Below are 25,980 nucleotides of genomic sequence, written 5' to 3' on the forward strand. Positions count from 1 at the left end.
TGGGGCAATGAATTAAAATAGTAATCTATTTACTTAGGATAAAATGAGTGTATCTTGTATATTTCATATCAGTTATTAGTACCTATGCAATCAGGAGACTTGACCTGGGCGAATATTCTCTTTTTTTGATCCCCTTAACAGGGGAGCCGCATACCCACAATTTCTCGGTAAAAATACTTTTTTCCTATTCCCTGTTCCCTATTCCCTCCATACCTAAAGCGGAAATTAATTGGCGTACTGCTACATCTTATGATGCGACTAAAACTATTATTAAAGCTGTAGATGAAATGATGGGGAATTATTCTCGTAAACAGTTACAAAGAATCTTATCTAATCCCAATTTTTCCCTAGAAGGAGTAACTGGAAAAATTAGATTTAGGGAGTCAGGCGATTGGCAGTTTTTCGAGAAGGATAAACCACTGTTAGTTCAAGTAAAATCTAATGCTAAATCTGGAAAATATGAATTTGTAATTCTGGGGCAATGAATTAAAATAGTAATTTATTTGCTTAGGATAAAATAGGTGTATCTTGTATCTGTAAAAAAACTTTATTCTCTACTCCCTATTCCCTATTCCTTAAAACCGATAATTTTTTTGGCTTTATTTAAAATAGATATTTACCCGATAAAATGACTCAACAAAATATTTGGCATAAATTTATTCACCGAGCCAAGCTACCCTTAGAATTGGCAGGATTATTCATTGCAGCTATTCTCCTATTCCAGGATGTAGGAGACTTAATAATTCCCTTTCTAACTCAAGATGTTCCAAAAATTAATAATAGTATTGGAGAAAAAACCATGTTTCCTTCTGGGGAAATATCCGCAGAAAAAGAATTAGGAATGAGAGAGATAAAAGAGAAAAGATTTAACAGTGCTATTTCCTATTTCCGCAAATCTCTTAATTTCAAAAAAAATGACCCAGAGACAGTAATTTTTTTGAATAATTCCATCGCTCAAGCAAAAAAAGTCAATCAAAACAGAAAAATATTAGAAATAGCAGTTAGTATTCCTGCTCATGGAGAAGCTAATGTTGCAGCAGAAATTTTACGGGGAGTTGCTCAAGCTCAAAGTGAATTTAATTGTGGTTTAGCTGAAATTTCCCTAGCTATCAAAGATACTCAACATCAATTAAATTGCCAAGGTAGTCTCAATGGTAAATTTTTACAAGTCACAATTGTTGACGATAAAAATGAGCCAGAAACTGCTAAAAAAGTTGCTAAATATTTAGTCAAACAAAAAGATATTATCGCCATTATTGGTCACTACTCTAGTCCAATGACTCTCAGTGCGGGAGAAATTTATAACAAAAATAAATTAGTCGCAATTTCTCCTACTAGCACCTCAACTATCTTATCGAATTTTAGTAAGTTTGTATTTAAGATTTCTCCTAGCGATAAACTAGCCGCTCAAGCTTTATTTGAGTATTTCGAGGAACTTGGAAAATCTCAAAAAGTAGCAGTAGCTTATGTAAAAAATAATGAATATAGTGAATCTCTGAAGCAAGAATTTGAGACATTCCTACTACCGAAAAAATTTGTGCATCAATGTTACTTGAATGATGGAAATTTTAGCACTCAAGATTGTATTGAACAGGCAAAAAATCAAGGCGCTGAAGTAATGTTATTAGTTCCGACAACTAAAACTCTGACTAATGCCATTGGAGTAATTGATAATGCTAAAGGATTAAAATTACTAGGGGGAGATTCTGTTTATAATTATCGAGTTGTAAATGATGCTGGAGAAGAAGCAAATCAGAATAATTTGACAGTTGCTATTCCTTGGCATCGTCACCCTAACTCTCAATTTAATCAAACAGCTCAAAAGTTTTGGAATGCTGAAATTAATTGGCGTACTGCTACTTCTTATGATGCAGCAAAAACTATTATTAAAGCTCTCGATAAAAGTAATGGTAATTATTCCCGTAAAAAATTACAAAGAATTTTATCTAGTGGTGATTTTGATGTAGAAGGAGTAACAGGAAAAATTAGATTTGGGGAGTTAGGCGATCGCCAGTTTCTCGATATAGGTAAATCAGTATTAGTTCAAGTAAAACCTAATGCTAAATCTGGGAAATATGAATTTATTATCTTGGAGGAGGAGAGTAGAGGGATGGGGAGATGGGGAGATGGGGAGATGGGGAGATTCGTAAGTAGCACAATTTTTGTCTTTCATATTACTTCTTTCTTCTCAATTCTTACTTTTAACTTTTGACTCTTAACTTATAACTTCCTTCCTTCTCAATTCTTACTTTTAACTTTTGACTCTTGACTTATAACTTCCTTCCTTCTCAATTCTTACTTTTAACTTTTGACTCTTGACTTATAACTTCCTTCCTTCTCAATTCTTACTTTTAACTTTTGACTTTTGACTTATAACTCTTGACTTATAACTTCCTTCCCTCTTCCTTCTTCCTTCTTCCCTCTTACTTCTTACTTATAAATTAATTAAAATAGGATGCAACTATGAGTATTATAAAGATTAAACTTCTTGAAACTGAAGCCCCTGGATTTCATGTAACTCTCACTGCCAACGATGGTAAATTTGATTCTATTGATGGTTTTTTACCAGCTTTACCACCAGAATTAGAATCATCATTGAGTAATTGGCAGTTAGCTTATCACCAATTAGAAAAAGTTCGTAAAATTTCTACTAGAATTAGTCCCAAAAAAACTATTTCTTTCTCCAGTTCAGAACAAAGAAAACTGGTAAAAACTCAGATTAATAAATGGCTAGATTCTGACGATAGTCGATGGCGACCAATCCGAGAAGAATTAATTTCTGTATTTAGTTCATTGCAAAATTCTGAGTCAGAAATTCGTGTATTTCTAGATGCAAAAAATCCTAAACTACGACGACTACCTTGGCAAGAATGGGGTTTATTAGCATCTCGGTTTCCTCAAGCAGAAATTGCTATGAGAGTCAGAGGAAAAGGTGCATTAAAACCTGCTCCTAATCATGGCAAACTCAGAGTGCTTTTAGTCGTAGGAAAAAGTGCCGGGATTAATACTGATTTAGATGTAGAAATAGTGCAAAAACTACAAGAAAAAGGAGCAGAAATTATCTGCTTAAAACAGCCCAGTAGAGAAAAATTTGCCAATACTCTCAGAGAAGAATCAGGTTATCATATCTTTATTTTTTCTGGTCATAGTCGCAGTGAAGAAGATGGTACAATTGGCTGGATTTCTCTCAACGACAGTGACGAATTAAGTATTGACGAATTCAAGAATTCTCTCAGATATGTAATAGATAAAGGATTACAATTAGCAATATTTAATTCCTGTGATGGTTTAGGATTAGCTAGTCAATTAGCTCAGTTAAGTTTGCCTCGTAGTATTGTCATGCGAGAACCCATATCTGATGAAGTAGCAGTCAAATTTTTAGAATATTTCTTTGAGGAATTTACTAAAAATAAATCCTTATTTAGTTCTGTTCATACTGCTAGAGAACGTCTCGAATATTTTGAATCTGATTATCCAGGGGCAATGTGGTTACCAACAATATGTATTCGAGAGTCAGCATTAGATAAACCTTTAACTTGGCAACAAATTACTGGCAACTTAATCGAGACTCCCCAAACTTCATTACGGAATAAAAGAATTTTCTTATTATTAGGAACTATAAGTTTATTGATTATTGGTGGGGTAATTTTCTCGCTGATTAGTGGAGAAAAAACACCTGAACAAGATTTCGTAAATTCTCCCTGTCCGCAACAACCCATCCAAAATAAACCCCCCACAGAAAATCAAATCAAATCTGTCAGATGTTTTGCTTATATTCCTGATGTTCCTGATGGTAAATGGCTACATGGATCTAGTACAACTTGGGCGCCAATTCGCAGTAAAATTAATCCAAAAATTCAAGCAATCTTTCCAGAATTTCAGTTAAATTACAGACAACATCCGAGTTTACCTCCTGGTTCAGGAACTGGAATTAAAATGCTATTAGAAGGTCAAATTTCTTTTGCTGAATCTTCACGACCTTTGACAGATACTGAATTGCAAATCGCCAGAAATAGAGGTTTTCAACTAAAGCAAATTCCTGTTGCTATGGATGGCATTGCTATAGTAGTTCATCCCGAACTTGATATTGAAGGTTTAACCTTAAAACAACTCCAAGAAATCTATACTGGTAAGATTAAAAACTGGAGCGAAGTAGGAGGACCTAATATTGAAATTATTCTCTATACTCGTCCTTTGAATAGTGGTACAACTCCTTTCTTTCAAGAAAACATTTTAGGTAACAAAGAATTTAGTGAAAATGTAGCTTTGGTTCCCACTACTACTCAAGCTTTACGAGAGGTAACTGCAAATAAAGGAGGAATTTATTTTGCCACAGCTTCAGAAATTATTCCTCAGTGTGGCGTGAAACCTTTATCAATTGCCTATCGATCGGGAGGTACTTTTGTTCCTCCTTATAAAGGTGAATTTGTGCCACCAGAAAATTGTCCTGAACAGCGTAACCAACCAAATTTAGAAACATTTGAAAATGGAACATATCCGATTTCGAGACGGTTATTTGTGATTGTGAAAAAAGATGGTTCTTTTGATGAAAAAGCTGGAGAAGCTTATGGAAATTTACTGTTGACAGATGAAGGGCAAAAATTAATTGAAGAAGCTGGATATAGTCCAATTCGTTAATGTTTTAAAGAAGGAAGAAGGAAGAAGGAAAAAGCAGATAGTCCAGTAGGGTGCGTTAATGAAATGTAACGCACCATCTATGGACAAAAAGAAACCAAACCATTCTTAACCCATCAGGTGCGGTGCGTTACGCTAGCGCTAACACACCCTACCAATAGCTCAACGGACATGGTAATAAATTTAATTCCTAGAATTTTGCATAAATTTTTCGGTTGTGCCTGATAAATTAGTAAATCTTCATTTGGGAACCTTCTCTATCTATAGATATATGGTTGCCCAATTCAGGTATCGCAGGAGAAATTAGATGGAAATAGTTAAGCAGACTGAAAAAGAACTGGTTTTTCAAAATCGATTATCTTATGGTTGTGCCTTTTTATTCGCTTTTCCCTGGGTAGGAATATCGTTGCTTTTCAGTTTAGTAAAATTATCAGATATGGAAGTAATTAAAGTTTCGTGTCAACGAGTCGAACCAACTCAAGTTAATTGTCAGGTCAATAACTCAGAGTATTTAGGTTTAATCCCATATTCTTCTACTTCCTTGACTCGGGTAACAGAAGCCAAATTGAATTCGCGGAAGAGTCAGGCTAGTGATGGTTACACTTCTTTTAATCATTTTGTGACCTTAGTAACTAAAACAGGAAAAGAAGTTGTCAGTTGGCAGAGTATTTCATCTGTCAATGATGTTAGGGGTTACCCTCAAGAAATGATTGATATGGCGACAAAAATTAACACATTTATCAATAATTCAACTGAGCCATCTCTGCTTATTCAGTACGATCTACGTTGGAAAAAGGAAAACCTGATACCTTTAGCTATCGGCATTACTTTTCTTGGAATAGGAGTTTTACTTCTGTATACACTTTTGTATCTAAAAGTCATTACACTTAACAAAAGTGAACGACTATTAACCTACAAAATCTATTCTTTATTGGGTATCAAAACCAAACATTATTCCTTTGCCCAAATCAAAGAGTTAATTCTAGACAGTTATACAGATAGCGATGGAGATAAATCCTGTAGCTTAGAGTTAGTATTACCAGCAGAAAATCAAAATCATCAGTTTAAAATTCCTTTAATATTATATGATTCTGACATTGAAAAAGTTAAAAAATTAGCTAATGTTGTTGCTAATTTTATCGATAAGCCCTATCAATATTTGTCAAATAAGTAATCATTTTTTTTGAATGCTTTGGGTTAGTTTAGTAGAATGGAAATGTCTATACATTTAAAATTTTAAGTTTTGTAAACCATACTGGTAATATCTGTAAAATTGCCATGTTTTGTTGATGAATAATACAGTAAGGCGCTTTGATTTCTGACAATTTATTCCTAGCTAGATCGAATTTTGCATAAATTTCTCCTATGTGCCTGATAAATTAGTAAATCTTCATTTGGAGACCTTCTCTATCTGTAGATATATGGTTGCCCAATTCAGGTATCACAGGAGAAATTATATGGAAGTAGTTCAGGAGACTGAAAAAGAAATTATTTTTCAAGATAGATCATCTTTTGGTTGTGTCTTTTTGTTCTTAGTTTTTCCCTTTGTACTAAGATCGTTGGGTTTGAGTTTATTAATTTTATCGGAGATGGGAGTAATTAAGGTTTCGTGTCAACGGGTCGAACCAACTCAAGTTAATTGTCAGGTCAATAGCTCAAAGTATTTAGGTTTAATCCAAGGTTCTTCTAATTCCTTGACTCGGGTAACAGAAGCCAAATTTAATTCCCAAAATGATAGTTATGGCAGTAATTATTTTGTGACATTGGTAACTCAAACAGGAAAAGAAGTTGTCAGTTGGCAGGGTAATTCATATACCAATGGTGTTAAGGGTTACCCTCAAGAAATGAATGAAATGGTGGAAAAAATTAACACATTTATCAAGAATTCAACTGAACCATCTCTGCTTATTCAGTACGATATACGTTGGAAATGGAAAAACCTGATGTCTTTAGCTCTCAACATTACCTTTATTGGAATAGCAGTTTTACTTCTAGGTAAACCTTATTATCTAAAAATCATTACACTTAACAAAAGTGAAGGACAATTAACCTACAAAATCTCTTCTTTATTGGGATTGTATACTAAAACCAAACACTATTCTTTTGCCCAAATCAAAGAATTAATTCTAGACAGTGACACAAATAGCGATGGAGATAAATTCTATAGCTTAGAGTTAGTATTACCTGCAGAAAATCAAAATAATCAGTTAAAAGTCCCTTTAAGAAAATATTATGACATTGAAAGAAGTAAAAAAGCAGCCACAATATTATCTGATTTTATCGAGATACCCTATCAAGACTTGTCAAATGAATAATCATTTTTTTTGAATGCTTTGGGTGAGTTGAGTAGAATAGAAATGTCTATACATTTAAAATATTAAGTTTTGTAAACAATGTCGATAATATCTGTAAAATTGCCATGTTTTGTTGATGAATAATAGAGTAAGACGCTTTGAGTTCTTACTATTTATTCCTAGCTAGATCGAATTTTGCATAATTTTCCAGAAACTAGCTGATTAATAAGTATAAAGAAAAATAGACACTTAATATATGACGTCAATTATTAGAGTGCCTATCGAAAATTATATCAATCTCAAATAGGTGAAATATGATGATGAAAATAGGCGAAATTCTAATCCGCAGACAATTAATTTCTGAAGTTCAATTAAATCAAGTAATAGATATTCAGACTTCATGTCATCAAAAAATTGGTGAGCTTTTATTATTTCAAGGTTGGATTAGAGAAGATGATTTAGAAGCAGCTTTAAGAGAACAATATTGGCGAGAAAATGGTTATTGGATAATTGATTAAGGAAGAAGGAAGAAGGAAGAAGGAAGAAGGAACTTATAAGTCAAAAGTTAAAAGTCAAAAGTCAAAAGTAAGAAGGAAGTTATCAGTCAAAAGTAAGAAGGAAGGAGGAAGAAGGAAGAAAGCATTTACAGGACTTACGCAAATTGACCTGTAGGGGCGAATGGCATTCGCCCTTGCTATATGTAGAGTCCCTTTTTTTATAGAGGCAAAAACAGATTATTCATAAAGGCATTCTACAGGATGCCTATTTTTTTTGCATAAAAAGGGAGAAAAAGACTGATTAATAAATATAGTTCAATTACTATCACAGAAAAATGAAAATCAACTGGCAAAAAATCAGTCTAATTCCCAGCTTAGGACTTCTGTTTTTGGGAGCTTGTACTCCAGCTAATAATTCCTCAAATACTTCAGGGTTGGAAGTCAAATTTTTAGTTGGCAGTGCTTTAGAAAAATTCTGTAACCAAGCTGCAACTGAACTAAACCAACAACAACCAAAACTCGATAATGGTAAATCTTTTTACCTAAAATGCGAAGCGAAAGGTAGTGGAGATGTAGTCAAAGATATTGTTTCTTTATCCCAAAAACTCAAAAATGGAACCATCCAACCAGACTCCCCAAAATTTCCCACCCTAATTTCCGTAGATGGAGAAATTTATCATTCCCAACTCTTGTACCAAATTAATCAAATTTATCCCGGACAAAATTATATTCCTCAAATCACTGACGCACCTTTGTTGGCAAATAGTCCCATGGTATTCATGGCATCACAAGAAATAGCAGCAGGACTACGAAAACAACCAGATATATATCGCTCCCTGGTCAGTGCTAAAACTCACCAAGACCTAGACCCTAATAGTCCCCAACTGCCAATACATTATGTTCACACTGCTCCCACTCGTTCCAATTCTGGTCTGCAAACCTTGGTAGCTCAGTTTGCCTCTGTTGCCAATAAACGCCCCGAACAACTCACTGCTGCTGACGTACAACAATATCAACCCCAAGTCCAAAAAATTCAGAGCAAAGTCACTCGCTACGGGGTTTCCACCAGTTCTCTAGCTGAAGATATGGTGAAAAATGGTCCGTTTTGGGCATCCATCGCTTCTGTTTATGAGTCTTCCGTAATTGAGGCAAATACTGCTAATACTCAAACTCGCTATGAGGCAATTTATCCCAGTTCTACTTTTACTTCTAATATGAGGGCAATTTTACCAACTGCACCCTGGGTGAGCGAGGATGAACAAGAGGCAGCAGAAAAAGTCATTGAATATTTGCGATCGCCAGTCGCCCAACAAATTCTTACAGAGTTAGGTCTCAGACCAGGGATACCGGGAGTGTCTTTGGGAGCAAAATTTTCTTCCCAATACGGAGTAGACCCCAATGCTAAATATGATTCTCTGCGGACTCCCCAACCAGAAGTAGTGAATGCCATGATTAAATCTTGGCAAGAATTTGCGAAGAAACCATCTCAGGTGGTTTTGGTAGTTGACTCTTCTGGGTCTATGAGCGGTGAAAAGTTACCTGCTGTTCAGAATACTTTGCGCTACTATCTTGAGGGTTTAGGACCAAAAGAAAAAATTGCTCTGATTGATTTTGACACTGAAATTAAAGCTCCGGTTTGGGTTGATGGTACTACTGAAGGTCGCGCTCGCGGTATGCAGTTTATTAGTAGTTTGAAAGCGGATGGTGGTACAAAACTTTATGATGCTGCTTTGAATGCCAGAAATTTATTACAAAAAAATCTCAGTTCTGATGCTATTAATGCTGTAGTTCTTTTAACTGATGGGGAAGACTCTGGTTCTCAAACTTCTCTCAAACAACTGAGCAATAATCTGAAAAACAGTGGATTTGATTCTGACAAAAGGATTGCTTTTTTTACTATTGGTTATGGGAAAAAGGGAGAATTTGATGCTGGAGTCTTGAAACAAATTGCTAGTTTAAATGGTGGTTATTATCGTCAGGGAGACCCAGAAAGTATTGTTAATTTAATGTCCGATCTACAAACAGAATTTTAACTCACATTCGGCACCACAAAATGTAGAAACCGAAGAAGGAGTCAGGAGACAGGAGACAGGAGACAGAATTTTAGAAGAAAATCATAGCTACCTTCAACAATTAATAATTAATAATTAATAATTAATTATGACCTCTTCTTTTCAAGAATAGGATTGATTCAAAGGAAAATTTTTCTTTATTATTTCCTTCAAAGGGGAGCCTTTCCACCAAAATTTTTCGGTAATTGAGTAAGCGTTCGAGCAAGTATTTATGCTTCATTCTTTACTCGGAATTTGATGAGCGAAAAAAGTAATGCAGATGATTTTCATAGTACAAATGCCTGCCAAGCTACGATTTTTTTATACTAATTTTAATCATAAAAATTGAAGTGCGGAATGTGGGTTTTAATTTTTATCTAGAGGTAAATATGAAATTAGTGAATCCGTTTGATTATCCTATATCTATATTAATAGGTGGATTTTTGTTAATAACTGGTGTCCGGTTTGTGAAGTTGCCAAATTTTGTAATTTTACCTGCTACGGCAGTTGTTTCTGTGGCAAGTGCTACAGTGTTGAAATCTCAAGAACCCGATGCTGAAAAGTTGGCAAAAAAACAGTTAGAACAAGAATTAGAAGTTATTTCTGGACTGGCAAAAAATTTGGCAGAAAAAGCTGAAGTTTTGCGACAAGAAGCTAATCAATTGTTAGGTGGTGAAGCCTTTCAAATGGAATTATTAGTAACAGTTCAATCAGTTTGCGATCGCGCTATTGAACTACCACATAAAATTACAGAAATGTCTCAAAATTTACCGAAGAATGAGGCATTATTATCTGTGGAGGATTTGGAAAGACAATTATTAGAAGTTAAGAGTAAGCAAAGGTCTAATTCTGATATTACTCAACAGCATTTAAAACAATTAGCTGCGAGTTTAGAGCGAAATATTCAGTTAGCAAAAGCTGGAAAAGATACTCGACAAGCAAAAATTCTTAGTCTACATACCATGGTTCAAGATTCGGCAGGATTATTGCAAGAACTAGAGAATAAATTGCGGAATGCTAACTTAAATGATTTGGCAGAAATTCAAGAATTACGCAGTTTAAGTGATGAGTTAAATAGCTATCAAAATAATATGAAAATATTCCTTTGATAAGAAGGAAGAAGGAAGAAAGAAGAAGGAAGAAGGAAGAAGGAAGAAGGAAGAAGACCTTTATTGATCTAGGATAGAAGATTATACCATGTCCGGATAATTAGCGATCAAAAAACTTATTCTCTTGCTTAAACAGTAAATCTTTCTATTTTCCCTACTCCCCTACTCCCCCGCTCCTTAAAAAAGACTTTTTCAGCAAACCCTAAGTACATTGATTTGATTGTGTCCCTAAAAAGAATTAAGTTTGCATAAATAGTTAAATTCTTTCTGATATTTTTATAAGTACCAGAAAGAAAATTATGAAAAATAAACTTGATTCTCTTTTGTTGGTAGTACTTTTCACAACAACTATGACTTTTTTACGAGAGGAGAAAATACTAATAAATAAGTTAAACGATAGTTTTTCTCAAGCTGAAATAGCTATTATTCAACAACAAAAAAATCATCAAGAGGATGAACAACCACCTGTTCCAGATAAAGATGCTGGCAGTCGTTAAAGTTAATCAGCAGAAGTAAGAAGTAAGAAGGAAGAAAGAAGAAGGAGAAAGAAAGAAAAAGGAGAAATAAGTCTTTAGTTATCTAGGATAAAAGGTTGATGATTGATATTCCGTTGTTTTAGATATTTCATAAGTCAAGAATTGCCATATATAGATGACAACTAGGAGTTAACGATGCCATAAGTAGCAAATAAAATATGATGAATTTTCTAACAATATGTACTTGACCCACCAATAAAATCCCAGAGAATAAAATTTGCTAAAAACAATAGTATTTTGACAGTAAAAAAACAGCAATATTAGAGAGCGGGTTTTGTTAACGAAGTCAGAAGTCAGAAGTTAACCCACCCCTCGCCCCTCCCCCTCCCAGGAGGGGAAGTAAAGGATTTGGGTGCATCTCATAGCAAAAATACTTTTTTCCTATATATTCCCTGTTGCCTGTTGCCTGTTGCCTGTTGCCTAAAAGCAATAAATTTTTGGCTTTATTCAAAATTGAGATGCACCCAAGGATTTGAGCTTCTCTCCAAAAATATTGTGCCTTAAAAGGCAGGGTTTTAGACCCATGTTATTTTGATAAATCATCGCCCTGACTTCAAAGCTTTTGGTTAAACCCGCACCTACAAAATTTTAACGTTTAATTAGACTTAACTATTAACTGAATTGACACTAGGAGAAGATTCAACCATGACAATTACAAATCAAAAATCTATCAAAAATAATCGCATTTTATCTGGAATACTTACTTGCATAGCTGTAGCTTTAGCTTATGCACCAATTCCAGGATTAAATCAAAAAATCATAGTAGTTAGTGGCACAGAATTTGCCGAACCACTCCAACAAATAGAAACTCAATTTGAGCAAAAATATCCCCACATAAACTTAGAATTAAAATTTCAAGGTTCCCAGGATATTATCAACAATTACATAGACCAAAAAAACGACTTTAATCCTACAGTTTTAATCCCAACAAATGCAGCACTATTAGATGAATTAAACCAACGCTGGCAAAGTCAAAATAATACCCAAGCATTCTATCAACAACCAACAGCGATCGCCAAAACTTTCCTAGTAGGAATTGCTTGGCCTGAACGTGGAAAAATCTTATTTCCCAATGGCAAATTTTCCTGGCAACAATTAGAAAAAGCAATGGCAGCAGGTAGCTGGCAAAAAATAGGCGGTCAACAACAATGGGGTAGTTTTGATTTCGTCACCACCGACCCCACTCGTTCCAATAGTGGGCAAATAACCATGAATTTGTGGGCAAAGTCAAAAGGCAACAACAACTTGAATACACCCGCCGTTGAATCATTATTTAGTACAGTCAAACGGTCAGTTTATTTGCCTCCCCGTTCCACCGATATCTTGTTACAAGAATTTATTGCTCGCGGACCTAATGATGCGGATGTAGCAACAGTTTACGAAAGCATCGCCCTCTATCGTTGGCAACAGTCAGGTGCAGCTCAAAATAAACCTTATCAAGTTTATTATCTCAACCCCACCGTAGAAACTGTAGCGACAGCAGCGGTCGTGCGTCGGGATGTAAATGGGGCAACTGCTAATGCTGCTGGTAAATTTATAGATTTCTTGACGCAACCAGAACAACAAAAAGTATTTGTGCAGTATGGTTTCCGTCCCACCCACGGCAATATCGATCTGCTATCTGTTGCCAATAGTCCTTGGAATCAGAATATTCCTGGTGCTCAAGTTAACCCGCAAATTTCCACTTTACCAGCACCACAACCATCAGTTTTGGGAGAAATTCAAAAGTTGTGGCAAAGGGTGCAGTAAATAATGAATAATTAATAATGAATAATAGACTTGTCGCTTTATAACTATAAAAAACTGGTAAACCCTTATCATGTAAGGATTTTAGCCAGTCTCATATAAAAACGTCTGGAATTATTACTGTGTCTTAATTTGAGCGATTTTTTTCTATCTATTTAGCGACAACTCTAATAGATAATTACCTCTGATCAAAATCGAGAAAATTTTGACAGTGGTGCTTGTGATGGAACATTTTTTTAGACCCAGTTAATTTGATATAACTTTACGACCGCTAATCAAGTGGACCTAATATTGGTGATTTATTCTCATCTGCATATCTTAAATATCACTGAGAAATACATTATATTAACACCGCTAAAAGATGTTAATTTCAGGGGGATTTAATATAACTTTACGACCGCTAATCAAGTGGACCTGATATTGGTGATTTATTCTCATCTGCATATCTTAAATATCACTGAGAAATACATTATATTAACACCGCTAAAAAATGTTAATTTCAGGTCTTGTTGAACTGAATATTATCAATTTAATTAATAGCAAAAACGAGTTGTTATTTGACATAGAGTGATGATAAATCAAATACGAGGAAATGTTTTTCCCACTATTTATTCACAAGAGTACCCATTCTCTTACGTCTGTTGCCGACGAGGGGTTGCACCGCTATTTCCTGCTATGTATTTAAACAACTTAGTCCATTTCGTAAATTTCAGTATATTTAACTAGCTATCAGCTTTTTGAGCTTGGATTAAAATCCCCTTTTAAACTTTAGAAAAATAATCTTGCTGACTGCTGAGTGCTAACTGCTGAGTGCTAACCACTTTTTTAATCTAGAATATTTTTTTTCTATAGCCTAAAATAGAATTACAGACAAAAAAATAAATCTCATATAAATATACATTGCGTAAGGATACTTAAGGAAAATGTTTTTTCTAGGAATTGGATTCTTAATTCTAGGTCTAATATTAGCAATAGTAAGTGGAATATGGGGCTTAGTTCAAGCTTTTAGTGAAGGCACATTATGGGGTGTTTCTTATTTATTTATTCCTTTTGCTTTTGTCATTTTTTATCTAACAAATTGGAGTCAGAGAAAAATCAGAAAAAATTTTATCTTGATGATAATTGGTTTGATTTTTTCTCTTGTAGGGACTGGAACATTAGGAAATCATATAACTAATAATTTTGTGGTTAATTCTGCCAATATTCCCGAAAATCCAACTATTACTACTAACTCCGAAAATACTTCAACAAAGATAGAAACAACCGAAGTTATTTCTGACCCATTTAGAGAAGGAATAAATGCAGCAACAAAAGCAGCCGAACTTGCCCAAACAGCTAATACTCAAACACAGTGGAATGAAGTAGCAATGACTTGGCATAACGCTTTAGTTTTAATGAAAGAAGTTCCTGAATCTCATACTCAATATGAGGTTGCCCAAAACAGAATTGATTTATATCGAAATAATCGAGAAATTGCTAAGAAAAAGGCTAACTATTAACGAAGTCAGAAGTCAGAATTCAGAAGTTAGAAGTTATTTTTGGAGAGTTGTTAAAAATCCCCGTTATCAAAATATTTCACCCTAAAAGGAAGAATTTCAGACTCAATTACTTTGTTGAAGAAGGAAGAAGAAAGAAGGAAGAAAAAATGGATGGGGATAGTCTTCGACAAGCCACTTCGTGTCTACAAACCCTAACCAATTGTCAACATCGTGTAGACGGTGAGGTATTAAACCCAAAATAAAAAGATAAATTAGGAAAAATCAGGAAATGCGTAAATCTAAATTAATCTTAGCAACAATTGTCTCATTATTTTTGGTTAATGAAGTTAGTATTAATCCTCATAGTAATGACATCAGCACATTAATTAATACAGAGACCTCCATTGCTTACGCAGGAAGAAGAGGAGGAGGAGGACGAAGAAGTAGAAGTAGAAGTAGCTCTGGAAGTTCGAGTAGAAGCAGAAGTAGTTCCCCCAGTCGCAGTAAACCAGTCCGTTCTCAGTCTCAACCTCGTAACTCAAAACCCAAACCTACCATAAATAATATAGTCTCACCGACCAATAACACTCGCCCCACGACAAAACCAGTCCCCACTTCCGGTAGTAACTCTCAGCGCAGTGGTTCATTTTCTCAACCTAGCAACAATACCAAACCAAACAATAATACTCGCCCCACTACCAATAACATCAACACTGGTGGACGGACTCGCAGTGGTTCATTTGCTCCAACTACAAAAAAACGTTACTCTGTGGAACCTGCTACCGGACGACGTTATTATACCCGTCCAGGAACTCAAGAACGTTATTATCAGGAAGCAGGTACAGGGAGATTTTATTATGTAGAACCAGCAACCCAACAACGTTACTACATGAATGTTGATAATGGGGAACGTTATTTTATTGATAGTAGCACTAGACGATATTATTACGAGCAACCTGGTACAAATCGATTTTATTATGTGCATCCAACTACGAGGGTGCGCTACTACTACCAACCTACTGTCCGCGAACGAGTTGTTTACAGCTACTACGATGGACCCGGAACAGTTTTAACAATGTATCTCACTATACTTTTAATTGGAATTTTACTGGTATGTATTTTTTATGCTTTAATTATGGCGATCGCTCCTGCTTTTGGCGGTCGTCGAGAAGTATTGGTAGCTGAGGAAGATGAATATATAGAAGTTATTGAGGAGTCACCAGGATATGTGGAAGTTATTGAAGAAATAGTGCCAGTGGCAACTGTACCAGAAGATTTGGTTAATGATATCGTCACTGTGAGTAAGTTACAAGTGGCAATGGTTGCACCAGCAAATAATATTCAATCTGACTTAGCGAGAATGAGTGAGGAGATTGATCTTGATACTCCAGAAGGTCGAGTAGAGTTATTATTGATGTCGGCGATCGTCCTGCTGCAAACGGAGGAATATTGGACTGATGTTGTTGCTAATTCGGAAACCGTGGAGAGTAGACAGGAAGCTGAAAGAATTTTTGAGCAGTTTTCTTTTGCTGAGAGGTGTAAGTTTGAAGTTAATACTGTTGATGATAATGTGGAAGTCGATAGTCATATTCTTGTGACTTTATTGTTGGGAACGGAGGATGATTATCCTTTATTTAGTGAAGTTAATGATAGAGAAAGTTTCAAGCAAACTTTGAAAGAGTTAGGCAAAGTTACCCCTGATTATTTATTAGTATTTGAGTTACTTTGGACTCCAACAGCTTAACGAAGTCAGAAGTCAGAAGTCAGAAATCAGAAATCAGAAGTGATTTTTTTAAACGGGGATTTGATATTATTCTGGTTTTTTGACAAACTCTAGACAGATTGCTATGTTAGAGAAAATACTATTGAATTCAAGGTGTATTTTTATATTCTTTCTGGTAAGGAAATACAACAGATGCTTATTGCTTTTCGGAGGTTGACTCATCCCCTCAGATTTTTATTACTGTTGCTGATATTATTAATTACAAGTTGTCAGCAAAAACCTACGGAAGTTAAAGTTTTACAAAATATTGTTTATGGAAATTATAATTATCAAAATCAGGAAAAAGCACTACTTTTAGATTTATATTTACCGGAAACAAAACCAGAGAAACCTTTACCTCTGTTAATCTACATTCATGGTGGTGGTTGGTTACAAGGAACTAAAGAATATTGCCCCGGAAAAATTGTGGTACAGAGAAATTATGCCATGGCTTGTATTAGCTATAGATTTAGTAATGAAGCACTATTTCCTGCCCAAATTCATGATGTCAAAAAAGCAGTTCGTTGGCTACGAAAAAATGCAGATAAGTACGATATAAACCCTGATAATGTTGGTGCTTGGGGACCTTCTGCTGGGGGACATTTAAGTGCTTTATTAGGAACATCAGCAGGAGTAAAAGAATTGGAAGGAACAAATAATCCAGAAATATCTAGTGCCGTACAAGCAGTTTGTGCATGGTATCCACTTACAGATTTTACGAAAGTACCTCCCGCTTTTGAAGAACCTATTACTCCTGCTGTTGAAGAAAAGTATAAAGATAAAGAATGGTATGGTTATACTTTAGTAACTAATAAGTTATTGGGAGGACCTGTCTCGCAAAAATTAGAATTAGCAGCACTTACTAACCCCATTAATTATATTGATGCTCAAGATCCACCTTTTCTAATTATGCACGGAGAAAAAGATAATGTTGTACCAATGAGTCAAAGTGTTTTATTAGCAGATGCTCTATCAGAAAAAGGTGTAGAAGTTCAGTTAGAAAAAAAACCTGATTGGGGACATTATCATGGTAGAGGTGAAGCTTTTGACCCTGCTTTAATAGATATGGCAATGGTTTTTTTTGATAAACATTTGAAATAATGGTGTTGGTGAAGCGCGTGTATGATATTAATTTTAATTACCGAAAAATTGTGGTTTAAAGCCTCCCCCTTTTAAGGGGATAATAAATAAAAATTTTCATAATTAGTCAATCCTATCCGTTTTCAAGGAGAGGTAATAATTAATAATTAATAATTAATTATTAATTGTTGAATTAGGAGTCAGGAGTCAGGAGGGAATAAAGAAGAATAAAGAGGAATAGAAGGAGAAAGTTTTTCGGGGAGTGTAAAGGTCATAGAGTTCTATCGCGCTCTGATCAGGACATGATATCATACCTCAAATTACCAACGCCGAAATAATAAATAGCGTAAGCATTTCCTGCGGAATGCTGCCCAAATAGCTATGAGATGTCAGATCGGGCACAACAAGACTCTCTCCTTAAGGACAGTGTTTAAATTTAAATAGACTTTAAGGGCAAGGGAGCCAACTTTTCTAGTAAGATAATTAATAAAGCTTTTATTGTAAACTATAAAGTAATAGCTGTTAACGCAGTTCCTCCGGAGGAGGCTAGCTGAAGGGCGCAGTTCCTCCAATAGGAGGCTAGCTGACGGCTGTTTGCGCAGCAGTCCGTAGGAAATGCTTACTAAATAACTGATGAACTTAAATTCTCAAACTCAAACCCGCAAAGCAGACCATCTCAGAATTTGTCTGGAATCAGATGTCCAATTTAACAACATTACTAATGGTTTAGACCGTTACTATTTTACCCATTGTTGTTTACCAGAACTAAATCGCAACGAAATAACTACAAACACTACATTTCTGGGAAAACAATTAGGTGCGCCATTGTTGATATCTTCGATGACAGGTGGCACTGAACAAGCAAAAATGATTAATTATCGGTTAGCCAAAGTTGCTCAAAAATATAAAATAGCAATGGGAGTAGGTTCACAACGAGTGGCGGTAGAAAATTCCCAAGTGGCGGATACTTTTGCTGTGCGCTCGCTCGCTCCGGATATTCTCCTATTTGCTAATTTAGGGGCAGTTCAACTAAATTATGACTATGGCATAGAGCAGTGCCAACAAGCGATCGACATCTTACAAGCAGATGCTCTGATTCTTCATCTTAATCCTTTGCAAGAGTGTATTCAAACTGAAGGCGATACAAATTTTCGCGGATTATTTGACAAAATCTCAAAATTATGCTACTCATTACCAGTGCCAGTAATTGCCAAAGAGGTAGGTAATGGCATTTCCGGAACAATGGCTCAAAAATTAATAGATGGTGGAGTAGCAGCAATTGACGTAGCTGGAGCTGGGGGGACTTCTTGGGCAAAAATTGAAGGGGAACGAGCAACAGATATACGTCAGCGTAGGTTAGGAGAAACTTTTGGCAACTGGGGTATACCAACAGCAAAATGTATTACTGACATCCGGGCCTTCAACTCAGACATTCCGCTAATTGCTTCTGGAGGTTTGCGGAATGGTGTAGATGTGGCAAAAGCGATCGCTCTGGGTGCAGACCTCAGTGGGCTAGCTTGGCCATTCCTTCAAGCTGCGGCTGAATCAGAAGAATCTCTAAATACATTAGTAGATATTTTAATAGCGGAAATTACAACAGTCCTCTTTTGCACGGGTAATGCTAATTTATCTGAACTGAAAAAATCTGGCAGTCTAGAAAAGAGGGAGTAGGGAGTAGGGAGTAGGGAGTAGGCGGAAAAAATTAATGATTTATGTATGATAATTAGTTTTACCAAAAAATGAAGTCCAAAGCCTTCCCTTTTAAGGGGATGAAAAAATATTCAATTCAGTATTTTCAAGCCTCCCACTTTAGTGGTCGGTACTGATAACTGAAGGGCGCAGTTCCTCCGGAGGAGGCTAACTGAAGGGCGCAGTTCCGACCATAGGAGGCTAACTGATAGCGTAGCTCCGACCACAGGAGGCTAACTGAAATGACAGGACTTACGCAAAGGCACTACATATAGTAGATAAAAACTATAGCACTATGGTATATATGGCGTTTTTGTCGGAAAAATGCGTAAGTTCTGTTTGATTTTTTATTAGATGAAAACGCTATAATTACCAAAAAAGAATTTAGTCCTCATTCTGAGGAATTGAGAATAGAATTTAGTACTATTGGTTTATGAATAAAAGGGTTTAAAGCTCTCATAAAATCTGATTTTTGGTGGTTTTTGATTAGTGGCGGTTCAGCAATGCTCTACTAATTATTCTGCCTCCTGACTCCTGAGTCCTGACTCCTTCTCCAAAAATTTATTTCCTCTATAAACTACTCCCACTGGAAACATGAAAGACTTCTTCAAATATACTTTTGCCAGCCTGATTGGCAGTTTACTGGGAATTGCTCTAATTGTCGGCTTAGGATTTGGCGGACTAATATTTCTTGTTGGCTCCATCGCGAGTAAGGCCAAAGACATCGGCCCACAAGTTAAAGATAAATCGATCCTAGTTTTCGACCTCGCTACGAATATTACAGACACCAGACCCATCTCCACTACCGGGGAAGCACTCCAAGAAGCTCTATCTGGGGACCAACCTGCAACTATTACTCTCCGAAAAGCAATTAATGCTCTTGATACTGCTGCCCAAGATGAAAAAATTATCGGTCTTTACATTAAAGGAAGCAATACACCAGGAAGAACAGGACTGGCAAACCTACAAGAAATACGTCAGGCACTTCAACGGTTCGGAGAAACAGGCAAAAAAATCATTGCCTACGATGTTAACTGGACAGAGCGAGAATATTATCTAGGTTCCGTAGCAGATGAAATTGTGATTAACCCTCTTGGTGTCATAGAATTCAATGGCTTAAGTTTACAGACTATGTTCTTAAGTGGAGCGTTTGATAAATTTGGTATTGGAGTCCAAGTAACGAGAGTTGGTAAATATAAGTCCGCAGTTGAACCTTTTATCCGAGAAACAATGAGTCCGGAAAACAGGGAGCAAAATCTCCAATTGTTAGGGGACATTTGGGGTAAATACCTGCAAACAATTGCTCCGAGTCGGGGGTTAACAATACAGCAGTTACAGGCGATCGCTAATGAGCAGGGTATTTTGATGGCGGATGCTGCGGTAGATAGTAAATTAGTAGACCGAGTTGATTATTATGATGAAGTGCTAAGTGAACTCAAAGAGTTAACGGGCAAAGAAGAAGATGACAAAACTTTCACACAAATTAGTCTCAATAACTATACAAGAGTGCCAGAAGTTGCAGAAGTTGCCAGTGGAGATGTTAATAGTAAAAATAAAATTGCTGTAGTTTACGCTGAGGGAGAAATAGTTAATGGTACGGGTACTCCCAGACAAATAGGAGGCGATCGCCTAGCTAAAGAATTGCGACGACTACGATTTGATGACAAAGTTAAGGCTGTAGTTTTGCGAGTTAATAGTCCTGGTGGAAGTGCTTCAGCATCGGAAGTTATTGGGCGAGAAGTGAAGCTGATAGGCGAGCAAAAACCTATAATTGTGTCTATGGGCAATATAGCTGCTTCTGGTGGATATTGGATTTCCATGAATGCGGACAAAATATTTGCTGAACCTACTACTATTACAGGTTCCATTGGAGTTTTTGGTGTTTTGTTCAATATTCAAGAGCTGGGCAATGAAAATGGCATTACTTGGGATACAGTGAAAATTGGTCAATTTGCCGATCTCAATAATAATTCTCGTCCTAAAACTGAGGAGGAGTTAGCCTTAATTCAAAATATGGTGGATTCAATTTATGAGCGTTTTATTACAGATGTAGCAACTGCTCGTAATTTACCAAAGGAGAAAGTAGCTGAAATTGCTCAAGGTAGAGTTTGGTCTGGTGTTAATGCTCAAAAATTAGGTTTGGTAGATGAGATTACTGGAATAGAGGGTGCGATTAAGTTTGCTGCAGAAACAGCGGAATTGGGAGATAGTTGGAAAGTTGAAGAATATCCTCAGTCTCGTAGTTTGGAGCAAAGAATTTTCCGCAGTCTTTCTGGTGTGGAAGCTGAAATATCTACTTCTCCGATAGACCCACTGACAGCAGAATTTCAAAAGTTGCAGCAGGAGTTAGCTAGTTTGAGAGCGATGAACGATCCTTATGGAATTTATACTCGTTTGCCTTTTAATCTCAGAATTGATTGAAGAAGGAAGAAGGAAGAAGGAAGAAGGAAGAAGGAAGAAGAGAAAATTGTTTGGGGTGAGAATCCCAAAATTATTTGATAAGTAGCACAATTTTCATATTACTTCCTACTTTTGACTTTTGAATTATAACTTTCTTTGACTTTTGATTTATAACTTCCTTAATTTCAATGCCAGAAAATCTTAATATCAGAACAGCAAACCTATCAGAATATCATATAATTGCCGAGCATCTGTACAAAATGTGGCAAGCTCTTGGCGTACCTATTGATTCTATTGAATCTAACTGGTTAGAAATTACAAAAGAATATATTGATAATGCTAGAGAAAAACTATTTTATCAAGGTTTTATTGCTGAAGTAGATAATAAAATAGTTGGTTCAGTTAGCTGTCAAATATTTTCTGGTTTATATCCAAATATTCTCAAGGCAGAATATCGAAAATATGGTTATATTTGGGGTGTTTATGTTGAAGCAAATTATCGCCGTCAAGGAATTGCTAAAAAGTTGATGGAAGAAGCGATCGCTTACCTTAAATCTCTTAGTTGTACTAAGGCTATTCTTCATGCTTCGCCTCAAGGCAAACCTCTATATTCTCATCTTGGCTTTGATAAAAGTAATGAAATGCGGTTAGACTTGTCTTAGAATAATTTTTTCTTCTTCCCGATCTTTTATTTTGTGGCTTTAAGAGGTTGTCTGATAAGTCCCATTTACTACATCTAAGCCCCCGTTGGTCCCCCAATTTTGGGGGACTTTTAGAAGCAAATTGGCTCTTATTCCCCCCAAAGTTGGGGGGCTCGGGGGGCAAAATTCAGTATCAAAAAACTTTTCAGATATCCTCTAATACCATGTTCGGATAATTAACCATAAAAAACCTTCTCCCTTTAAACCTTTCTTTTCCTTCTTCCTTCTTCCCTCTTCCTTCTTCCTTCTTTAAAATGTCAAAAAAACAAAAGTTTCCTCATCTTGTTGGTTCAAAATGGACGGCCAATCAAAAAACTTGGGGATGGCGACATTTCCAAGTAGTAAATCGTAAAAATCAAGGTCAATGGGTATTTGCTGAAATGGTAGCTTCCTGTGACTCTAGTGTGAGATTTTGGTTAAATGCTAAACAACTAAAAGACCGTTCTCTTTGGAAACCTGGATGGCAATCCACACAAGAATTAGAAGCCATTGAATAATTAATAATTACCTCTCCTTGAAATTCGTATTACTTCTTACTTTTGACTTTTGACTTTTGAATTATAAAGGAGAGGGTTTCAACCTTAATTATTTGGTAAGTAGCACAATTTTTGTATTTCATATTACTTCTTACTTCTTACTTCTTACTTTTGACTTTTGACTTTTGACTTATAAAAGAGAGGCTTTCAAACTTAATTATTCGATAAAAATGGATTATGAACATCTCAAAAAAGCAATTCAATTATTAACAAATGCCACCCAAAAATTAGAAGATATTGTCAGTGAAAAATCGACAAATCAAGCTAATCATCAAACAGTTGAATTTGCTCAAGAAACTATCAAAAAAGCTATGGCAGAAATCTCTGCTGCGATTAATCCTCCGATAATAAATCATATTCCAGATGAATTTTTAGCCAAAGCAAAAAGTTTAGGTATTCCCTTAGATGATGTTGAGGTTATAGTCGCTATTTCTGAACATCATCCTAGTCAGTTATTAGGTGTATTAGCAGAAATTGAAAATCGAGCTGAAAATATCAGACGTAGGCGAGAATATTTTCTCCTACGATTACCAGAAATGCCAATAGAAAAATTAGGTTCTCGACTACCAATTATCAAAGCTAGCGATATGAATTGGCCGGAAGAACCGATTTCTCAAGAATATCGAGAGGCAATTAAAGCTAAATACAAAATTGATCGACTGATGAAAAAACGACCTTATTCTAGAGCTACAATTTTTGAAAAAATTAAACAAGCAGAGGCAATTTTTGCTGAATCTCAAGAACAGGAAAATGAGTCTGATTTAGATGAAGAAATCCCGTTTTAATTTTTATATTATCCCATAAAAAAGAGAATTTAAATGAATTTAAATAGTTAAAATACTTCATTGAAAGAGTTAACTAAAAGTTCTTAATCATTACAGATTATTAGGCGATCGCTAAAAATTGACAGTGATAATAAGCTCTGGGGAGAATATCTTCAAAAGCATCAAGCATAGTCATATAAATCAGTACAAATCACAAGTTAATTACACATTTTATAAGAATGGAAGAGAATTCAAAAAAACTCTGTGTGGTAATTGATACTAATACATGGATACAAGATTCTAATATTTTACTAAAAACGCCTTTAGGAGGAGCATTACTTTATTGTATAAAACAAAATAATGGCTATCTTGGATTACCAGAAGTTATAGAAAATGAAGTCTTAAAACATACAATTAAATATGGATGTGAAGCTGTTGAAAAAATTAACTCTAACTTTAAAAAAATTGAAATTATCATGGGAAAACGCTCTAATTACCAAGTACCAGACGAAAATCAAATTAAAGATGCTATAGAAAGCAGAATGAAAGAAATTGAGCCGTGGATTAAAAGAGTACCGTTTACTTTTGAACACGCTAAGTCAGCACTTCAGCGCGTAGATGAAGGAACACCACTTAATGGAGAAAAAAATCAACAATTTAAAGATTCTGCTATTTGGGAAGCAATTCTTTCTCTACTAAAATAAAATTACGAAGTTCATTTTGTAACTCAAGATCAAGGTTTTTTTGAGGACAAAAATTGTAATCGCCTGGCTAAAAATCTCTGCCAAGAATGCAAAAATTTAGGTCAAGAGTTGTTTACATATAAAGATTTAAAATCATGCTTAGAGATGCTTAAGTCTGACGTGCCAGAATTGGATAAAACAAGTATTATCCTGGGAATAGATGCAGAAATTATTTCTCGTTTGGATCGAGATTTCGTTTCTGAGATAGGTTTTGAAATAGTAGAATTATCTCAATATTTATCTTCATTTTCAGCATTTATTACAGAGGCTAGAAATAAACTAGCTATAGAGTTTGAGTTAAAGTATCATTTCTCAGATTTTCAAAGTATAAAAGAAAATGAAAGACAGAATTCTATATTGATAGTTGAAGGAGAATGTATGTATGACTATACCGAGCAAAATTTTAGCGATATTAGTCTCAGAAGAGAAACAGCAAATTGGTTAGAAGCAGATGGTTCACTAGGTAGAAGGGGTGATGTTTATCTTAGTGTATCTGCTTGCCTTTTAGGAAATGAGGAAGTTCAATATAAATTCCGGGAACCACTTTAAGCAATAAATTAAACTGAGAATAAAGGTTGAAAACACAAATTTTTCGACAATAAAAGTTAACTAAAGTAGTAATATCATGTCCGGATAATTAGTGATAAAAAAACTTTCTCCTTTTCCTCCTCTTTATTCTTTCTTCCCTCCTAACTCCTGACTTCCCCTCCTGGGAGGGGTTAGGGGTGGGTTGACTCCTGACTCCTCCATCATTTATTTATAACTGTTTAACCAGACATGATATTAAACCTGAATATCCCACAAGCTTTCCTGATACTTCTTAACATCCTCAATAAAACGCTGAGGATAGACATTGCGAAATTTATGATGGTCTTGAGGAATAGTCTCGATCATAAAGTCAATCATTCCTTGAGGGTCGAGTTGCAAATCTTCTCCTGCAAATAGTTGCTGTGTATCGCGAACTGGCTTCTCTGGAGTGAAGTTTCGGTCGGGGTCGTACCACTGGTCGAGGGTGTCGTACATACGATCGTTAAAGCCTGTACGGAATGGGCCCGGGTTAATAGTTGCAATCTGTACTCCAGTACCTTCCATTTCCTCACGCATCAACTGCACAATGGCTTCGAGGGCGTGTTTGGACGCGCAATAGGGTGCGAGAAACGGGAAGGTGGAAAACCCCGCAATTGAAGAAGTAAAGATAATCTTTCCCTTGCCTTTTTTGACAAAATGACGGGCGAACGGCTGGATAAATTCTAGGGTGCAGAAGACATTCACCTCAAATACACGACGTACTCGATCGACAGGAATTTCAGCGATGGGACCCGTTTCACCAGTAGCTGCGTTGGGAGCTAAAATGTCAATCTCGTCGCCATATTTCTCAAACACAAATTCGCGTTCCTCTTTATTCAGCAGATCCATCTTAGCGACTTCAATTTCCACACCTTCTTGCTCTGCTGCTGCCTTGAGTTCAGTAACTTGAGGCCAATTTTCACAGGTAGCAATTACCTTATGACCTTTTTTTGCTAACCCCAGCACCGTACCTTTACCGAATCCCGAACCTGCACCTGTCATTAAAATTGTCTTACTCATAAAAAATCTCCTTTTTTGGAAAAAATACTTTGATTTATGAAACAAACTTAGATGATTTGATGGCTTTTATAGACGATCGGTTCGCCATCCAAAATGTCCTTGAATTTTTCAACCGCTGAAGTAAGATGGGATGTTTTCCAATGTGCAGATTCAACATCCGTATCTTGCCATTCTTCAAAAGATAGTATGGTGTTAGGGTCTTTTTGGTCGCGATAAAATCCATATTGCAACGCTCCTGCTTCCTGACGAGTCTCTCTTGCTAGTTCTTCTAGAACCGCAACTAGCTCGTCAAACTTTCCCTTTTGAGCTTTCAATACGGCAACAGTGTATAGTTTTTCGCTCATGGTCTTTATTTTTTGTCTCTAATTTTCT

At 35.8% G+C, this 25,980-nt stretch carries 24 protein-coding genes; 22 read left to right on the forward strand and 2 right to left on the reverse strand.

Features of this window, described 5'->3' with window-relative positions:
• The first annotated feature begins 287 nt into the window (after positions 1 to 287).
• The 22 genes from F6K15_RS06670 (at position 288) to F6K15_RS06775 (ending at position 24,570) form a co-directional block, all read left to right on the forward strand.
• Positions 288 to 485, forward strand: a complete 198-nt coding sequence (locus F6K15_RS06670) for a hypothetical protein (RefSeq protein ID WP_293058664.1) — start codon at positions 288 to 290, stop codon at positions 483 to 485.
• Positions 486 to 628: 143 nt separating this feature from the next.
• Positions 629 to 2,212, forward strand: a complete 1,584-nt coding sequence (locus F6K15_RS06675; protein ID WP_293058667.1) for an ABC transporter substrate-binding protein — start codon at positions 629 to 631, stop codon at positions 2,210 to 2,212.
• Positions 2,213 to 2,463: 251 nt separating this feature from the next.
• Positions 2,464 to 4,638, forward strand: coding sequence for a substrate-binding domain-containing protein (locus tag F6K15_RS06680; RefSeq protein WP_293058670.1), 2,175 nt, complete (start codon positions 2,464 to 2,466; stop codon positions 4,636 to 4,638).
• A 304-nt stretch (positions 4,639 to 4,942) separates the two neighbouring features.
• Complete coding sequence (locus tag F6K15_RS06685; protein WP_293058673.1) at positions 4,943 to 5,809, forward strand: hypothetical protein; 867 nt, start codon at positions 4,943 to 4,945, stop codon at positions 5,807 to 5,809.
• A 283-nt stretch (positions 5,810 to 6,092) separates the two neighbouring features.
• A complete protein-coding gene (locus F6K15_RS06690; protein WP_293058675.1) occupies positions 6,093 to 6,950 on the forward strand; it encodes a hypothetical protein in 858 nt (285 codons plus the stop codon).
• 293 nt (positions 6,951 to 7,243) lie between these two features.
• Positions 7,244 to 7,447 carry a hypothetical protein gene (locus F6K15_RS06695; RefSeq protein ID WP_293058677.1) on the forward strand — a complete coding sequence of 68 codons (204 nt, stop codon included), beginning with the start codon at positions 7,244 to 7,246 and terminating at the stop codon, positions 7,445 to 7,447.
• Entirely contained in the window at positions 7,440 to 7,601 is a 162-nt protein-coding gene (locus F6K15_RS06700) for a hypothetical protein (protein ID WP_293058679.1), read from the forward strand. Before F6K15_RS06695 ends, F6K15_RS06700 begins: the two co-directional genes overlap by 8 nt.
• A gap of 160 nt (positions 7,602 to 7,761) precedes the next feature.
• Complete coding sequence (locus F6K15_RS06705) at positions 7,762 to 9,459, forward strand: extracellular solute-binding protein (protein ID WP_293058681.1); 1,698 nt, start codon at positions 7,762 to 7,764, stop codon at positions 9,457 to 9,459.
• Between the two features lie 407 nt (positions 9,460 to 9,866).
• Positions 9,867 to 10,586, forward strand: a complete 720-nt coding sequence (locus F6K15_RS06710; RefSeq protein ID WP_293058684.1) for a hypothetical protein — start codon at positions 9,867 to 9,869, stop codon at positions 10,584 to 10,586.
• 299 nt (positions 10,587 to 10,885) lie between these two features.
• The gene (locus F6K15_RS06715; protein WP_293058687.1) at positions 10,886 to 11,083 is read left to right on the forward strand and encodes a hypothetical protein; all 198 of its coding nucleotides are present in this window, start codon (positions 10,886 to 10,888) and stop codon (positions 11,081 to 11,083) included.
• A 660-nt stretch (positions 11,084 to 11,743) separates the two neighbouring features.
• Positions 11,744 to 12,871, forward strand: coding sequence for a substrate-binding domain-containing protein (locus tag F6K15_RS06720; protein WP_293058689.1), 1,128 nt, complete (start codon positions 11,744 to 11,746; stop codon positions 12,869 to 12,871).
• A gap of 920 nt (positions 12,872 to 13,791) precedes the next feature.
• Complete coding sequence (locus F6K15_RS06725; protein WP_293058692.1) at positions 13,792 to 14,367, forward strand: hypothetical protein; 576 nt, start codon at positions 13,792 to 13,794, stop codon at positions 14,365 to 14,367.
• Positions 14,368 to 14,414: 47 nt separating this feature from the next.
• The gene (locus tag F6K15_RS06730; RefSeq protein WP_293058694.1) at positions 14,415 to 14,609 is read left to right on the forward strand and encodes a hypothetical protein; all 195 of its coding nucleotides are present in this window, start codon (positions 14,415 to 14,417) and stop codon (positions 14,607 to 14,609) included.
• Between the two features lie 26 nt (positions 14,610 to 14,635).
• Positions 14,636 to 16,090, forward strand: coding sequence for a DUF1517 domain-containing protein (locus F6K15_RS06735; RefSeq protein ID WP_293058696.1), 1,455 nt, complete (start codon positions 14,636 to 14,638; stop codon positions 16,088 to 16,090).
• 171 nt (positions 16,091 to 16,261) lie between these two features.
• Entirely contained in the window at positions 16,262 to 17,209 is a 948-nt protein-coding gene (locus F6K15_RS06740; RefSeq protein ID WP_293058698.1) for an alpha/beta hydrolase, read from the forward strand.
• Between the two features lie 612 nt (positions 17,210 to 17,821).
• Positions 17,822 to 18,859 carry a type 2 isopentenyl-diphosphate Delta-isomerase gene (gene fni / locus F6K15_RS06745; RefSeq protein WP_293058701.1) on the forward strand — a complete coding sequence of 346 codons (1,038 nt, stop codon included), beginning with the start codon at positions 17,822 to 17,824 and terminating at the stop codon, positions 18,857 to 18,859.
• 612 nt (positions 18,860 to 19,471) lie between these two features.
• A complete protein-coding gene (gene sppA, locus F6K15_RS06750; RefSeq protein WP_293058704.1) occupies positions 19,472 to 21,298 on the forward strand; it encodes a signal peptide peptidase SppA in 1,827 nt (608 codons plus the stop codon).
• A gap of 167 nt (positions 21,299 to 21,465) precedes the next feature.
• Positions 21,466 to 21,939, forward strand: coding sequence for a GNAT family N-acetyltransferase (locus tag F6K15_RS06755; RefSeq protein ID WP_293058707.1), 474 nt, complete (start codon positions 21,466 to 21,468; stop codon positions 21,937 to 21,939).
• Positions 21,940 to 22,232: 293 nt separating this feature from the next.
• Positions 22,233 to 22,475, forward strand: coding sequence for a TIGR02450 family Trp-rich protein (locus tag F6K15_RS06760; protein WP_202222197.1), 243 nt, complete (start codon positions 22,233 to 22,235; stop codon positions 22,473 to 22,475).
• A 209-nt stretch (positions 22,476 to 22,684) separates the two neighbouring features.
• Entirely contained in the window at positions 22,685 to 23,299 is a 615-nt protein-coding gene (locus F6K15_RS06765) for a hypothetical protein (protein WP_293058716.1), read from the forward strand.
• 218 nt (positions 23,300 to 23,517) lie between these two features.
• A complete protein-coding gene (locus tag F6K15_RS06770) occupies positions 23,518 to 23,982 on the forward strand; it encodes a PIN domain-containing protein (RefSeq protein WP_293058719.1) in 465 nt (154 codons plus the stop codon).
• 144 nt (positions 23,983 to 24,126) lie between these two features.
• Positions 24,127 to 24,570, forward strand: coding sequence for a hypothetical protein (locus F6K15_RS06775; RefSeq protein ID WP_293058721.1), 444 nt, complete (start codon positions 24,127 to 24,129; stop codon positions 24,568 to 24,570).
• Positions 24,571 to 24,804: 234 nt separating this feature from the next.
• Here F6K15_RS06775 and F6K15_RS06780 read toward each other — a convergent pair whose 3' ends face one another.
• Positions 24,805 to 25,608 carry an SDR family oxidoreductase gene (locus F6K15_RS06780; protein ID WP_293058724.1) on the reverse strand — a complete coding sequence of 268 codons (804 nt, stop codon included), beginning with the start codon at positions 25,606 to 25,608 and terminating at the stop codon, positions 24,805 to 24,807.
• Positions 25,609 to 25,655: 47 nt separating this feature from the next.
• Positions 25,656 to 25,952: a putative quinol monooxygenase gene (locus tag F6K15_RS06785; RefSeq protein ID WP_293058727.1), complete on the reverse strand. Its 297-nt coding sequence runs from the start codon at positions 25,950 to 25,952 to the stop codon at positions 25,656 to 25,658.
• Positions 25,953 to 25,980: the final 28 nt, after the last annotated feature.

The sequence above is a fragment of the Okeania sp. SIO2B3 genome (assembly GCF_010672525.1).
Lineage (GTDB): Bacteria > Cyanobacteriota > Cyanobacteriia > Cyanobacteriales > Microcoleaceae > Okeania.